This window comes from Actinomadura sp. WAC 06369 (assembly GCF_003947565.1).
Classification (GTDB): Bacteria; Actinomycetota; Actinomycetes; order Streptosporangiales; family Streptosporangiaceae; genus Spirillospora; species Spirillospora rifamycini.
Window position 1 is genome coordinate 1 of record NZ_QHJN01000327.1, and the last position, 3,362, is coordinate 3,362.

General features: G+C 74.9%; 4 protein-coding genes, 3 tRNA genes and 1 pseudogene. 6 read left to right on the forward strand and 2 right to left on the reverse strand.

Annotated features, from left to right (window positions below):
• Positions 1–405: pseudogene (locus tag DMH08_RS39025) on the reverse strand (hypothetical protein); the annotation flags it as partial.
• Positions 406–475: 70 nt separating this feature from the next.
• A complete protein-coding gene (locus DMH08_RS39030; RefSeq protein WP_233618071.1) occupies positions 476–1,270 on the reverse strand; it encodes a pentapeptide repeat-containing protein in 795 nt (264 codons plus the stop codon).
• Positions 1,271–1,457: 187 nt separating this feature from the next.
• On the opposite strand from DMH08_RS39030, the gene DMH08_RS39035 reads away from it, so the two are divergent.
• The 6 genes from DMH08_RS39035 to DMH08_RS39055 form a co-directional block, all read left to right on the forward strand.
• Entirely contained in the window at positions 1,458–2,261 is an 804-nt protein-coding gene (locus tag DMH08_RS39035; RefSeq protein WP_125621290.1) for a putative protein N(5)-glutamine methyltransferase, read from the forward strand.
• A 68-nt stretch (positions 2,262–2,329) separates the two neighbouring features.
• Positions 2,330–2,467, forward strand: a complete 138-nt coding sequence (locus DMH08_RS40680) for an LPFR motif small protein (protein WP_158642471.1) — start codon at positions 2,330–2,332, stop codon at positions 2,465–2,467.
• Between the two features lie 346 nt (positions 2,468–2,813).
• Positions 2,814–2,887, forward strand: a tRNA-Ala gene (locus DMH08_RS39040).
• 10 nt (positions 2,888–2,897) lie between these two features.
• Positions 2,898–2,970, forward strand: a tRNA-Arg gene (locus tag DMH08_RS39045).
• Between the two features lie 26 nt (positions 2,971–2,996).
• Positions 2,997–3,067 (forward strand) — tRNA-Lys (locus DMH08_RS39050).
• Positions 3,068–3,220: 153 nt separating this feature from the next.
• A partial coding sequence (locus DMH08_RS39055; protein WP_199748233.1) for an acyl-CoA dehydrogenase family protein occupies positions 3,221–3,362 on the forward strand: 142 nt, incomplete at its 3' end.

Below are 3,362 nucleotides of genomic sequence, written 5' to 3' on the forward strand. Positions count from 1 at the left end.
CGTCAGGCCCGTCAGCCCGCCCGCCGTCGTGAAGGGCACCGGATCGGCCTGCAGCCGCGCCGCCCCGCCCGCCGCGACGATCCGGCCGAGCCCGCGCCACAGGGCGCGCGCGTCCGCCGCCCCCAGCGGCAGCACCGCCCTCACGTTCACCACCACGTCGCCGCTCAGCAGCGCCGCCCTCGCGGCCAGCGACGACCGCTCCGCGCTGAGCACCCACCGTGCGGACGGCACCGCCACCCGCACCGGGCGGACGCCGTCCCGCTCGGTCCCCACCGCCACGACCGCGCCCGCGGCCAGCGGACGGCCGCCGCGGCCCAGCGCCGAGTCCAGCAGGGGCAGCCCGCCGCCGAGGACGGCCAGCACCGCGGCCGCGACCCCCGTGCCCCACCGGTCGACCCGCCCCACGTGGCCCCCTCATCGACGTGCCCCGCGGAGATGCCCCCTGGTCACCGGACCAAACGGTTCGCCCCGGCGGTCACCAGTGCGCGGGCCGCCGCAGTGCCGCCGGCGTCCGCGTCGCCGCGTCGCCCCGGGCCGCGTCGAGCTGCGGCTGGGTGAGGAACAGGCAGCCGGTCAGGTCGGCGCCGCGCAGGTCGGCGTCCCGCAGGTCCGCGCCGAGCAGGTCGGCGTCCCGCAGGTCCGCCCCGCGCAGGTCGGCCGCGATGAGCAGCGCCCCGCGCAGGCAGGCGCCCCGCAGGTCCGCGCGGCCGAGCCGGGCGCCCGCGAGGTCCGCGCCGCGGTGGTCGCGGCGCCGTCCCGGGACGCCCGCCCGCACCAGCTCGCCGGCCCGCATCAGCAGCGGACCCACCCGCGCCCGCACCGCCGCCACGTCCGCCGCCTCGGGGACGCCGCCGGTGAGGGCCTCCACGTCGGCCCGAACGCGCCGCAGCTCGCCGTGGACGGGCGCCGCCTCGGGCCGCCCGAGCGCCTCGGCGAGGTACCAGAGCACCTCGTGGAGGTCGCGCATGACCGGGAACACCGCGAACACGCGGCGCGCGAGGCCGGGGTCGCTCCGCCAGTCGCGCCCCCCGAACGTGACGTTCGAGACCTTCTGCCCGGCTCCGAAGCAGTCGAAGACCGTGCAGCCGGCGAAGCCCCGCCCGCGCAGGTCGTCGTGGATCCCGCACCGGAAGTCGGCGAGCAGGTTCCGGCACGGCCGCCCCGCCTCCTTGTCGACCGGGAAGCCCGCCGACGCGGTGAACGGCAGCGCCACGCAGCACAGCCCGTGGCAGTTCGCGCAGTCCGCGCGCAGCTCCGTGTTCGTGGACAACCGGCCTCCTCGTTGCGGCGACCCTCCATTCTCGCCCCGTCCCGTCCGTGCCCGGGTCGCTGCTGTACGGTGGGCGTCGCTCGAACGACACGGCCGGAGGAGGTGAGACCCGTTTCTGTCCGACCAGTCCGGGTGCCTCCGCCCGCCGAAGCGTGACCGGGGCGCCCGCAGGACCCCGAAAGGCGTCATGCCCGACACTCCCTCCGACTCCGTCGCCCCCTTCGACTCCGTCGTCTCCCGCCTGCGCGCCGCCGGGTGCGTCTTCGCCGAGGACGAGGTCCGGCTGCTCGGCGCCGCGGCCCGCACCCCCGCCGAGCTGGACGCCATGGTGGACCGGCGCGCGGCCGGGCTGCCCCTCGAGCATGTCGTCGGCTGGGCCGACTTCTGCGGGCTGCGCGTCCGCGTCGGCCCCGGCGTGTTCGTCCCGCGCCGCCGCACCGAGTTCCTCGTCCGCCGCGCGGCCGCGCTCGCCCCGCCCCGTCCCGTCGTCCTCGACCTGTGCTGCGGCTCCGGCGCGCTCGGCGCCGCGCTCGTCGCCGGTCTCGGATCGGACGGGTGCGAACTGCACGCCGCCGACATCGAGCCGGAGTCCGTGCGGTGCGCCCGCCGCAACGTCGGACCGCTCGGCGGCCGGGTCCACGAGGGCGACCTGTTCGACGCGCTCCCCGCGGACCTGCGCGGCCGCGTCGACGTCCTGCTGTGCAACGTCCCGTACGTCCCGTCCGCGGAGGTCGCGCTGCTGCCCCCGGAGGCGCGCGACCACGAACCCCTCGTCGCCCTGGACGGCGGCGCGGACGGCCTCGGCGTCCTGCGGCGGGTGACCGCGGAGGCGTCCGGCTGGCTCGCCCCGGGCGGCCGGCTGCTGTTCGAGACGAGCGAGCGGCAGGTGCGGGACGCCCTGGACGCGGTCGCCCGGGGCGGCCTCGCCCCGGAGACCGCCCGCTGCGACGAGCTTTACGCCACGGTCGTCATCGGCACGAAATCCCTTTAGCCGAATCGGTGTAGATCTCCCAGGGAGGGTAACAAGACGGCAACGGAAGACCGAAGGAGTGATTGATCATGCGCCGCATCAGTGCAGCGCTGAACGCCGTCATCGGCACGATCTTCAGCATCGTCACGCTGCCGTTCCGGGTGCTCCAGCGCCTGCTGGCGCCGTCGCACCGCCGTTCGGCCCGGACCCGCCGCAGGGCCGTCTGACGCCGGACCCGGTCACCGTGGGCCGGGGAGGGGGCCCGCACCTCCTCCCCGGCCTTTTTGCGTTGTTCTCCACTGTCGCGGAAAAAGCCGTTGCGGTCGCCTCCCGGGTAGGCGCACCATGGACGCAACGCACCGAACGCGGAACGAAGAAGGGAGCCGTGAGATGAACGCCGACAAGCGAGGGCCGCGCCCCGCCGCCGCGCGACGAGCGGCCTCCCGAGGAGCCTCCCTGTAGAGCCCGAACGGCTCGAATCGGAGGCCGCCGGGACGACGTCCCCGCGGCCTTTCCCATACCCGCGTCATTCCTTCCCCCGTTAGCGGGATTCGCTAACGCGCACGAACACCTGGGCCTGTAGCTCAATGTGGAAGAGCATCCGCCTTGCAAGCGGAAGGTTGCCGGTTCGAGCCCGGCCCGGTCCACGCTGTACCCGCCTCCATGGCTCAACGGACAGAGCGCCGCACTACGAATGCGGAGATTCCAGGTTCGATTCCTGGTGGAGGTACGGCGGGCCTTCCCGGGCCCGTGCACGCCGCTCTCGTTCAACGGAAGGACACCGGGCTCTTACCCCGGGTATAGAGGTTCGAGTCCTCTGGGCGGCACTCGGCGAGCCGCGGCCGGGGTACCGGCAGCGGTGCCGCGGGGCCGTGACGTGCGTCGTCTTGACGGGGGTCCCGCCGGTCACTTATTTTGGCGTCCAAATATTGATCGTCAAAGTAACCTACCCCGGGACCGCCGGGCCACGTGGAGGCACGATGGACTTCCCCGCCTACGCTCCGTCGGAGGAGCACGAGCTGCTGCGCAGCACGGTGCGCGAGCTGGCCGATGCGAAGATCGCTCCGTTCGCGGCGGAGGTGGACGAGGAGTCGCGGTTCCCGCGGGAGGCGCTGGAGGCGC

Bases quoted from the DNA above. Each gene is read 5' to 3' on its own strand.
- DMH08_RS40680 (WP_158642471.1), top strand. From the start codon at position 2,330: ATGCGCCGCATCAGTGCAGCGCTGAACGCCGTCATCGGCACGATCTTC.
- DMH08_RS39035 (WP_125621290.1), top strand. From the start codon at position 1,458: ATGCCCGACACTCCCTCCGACTCCGTCGCCCCCTTCGACTCCGTCGTC.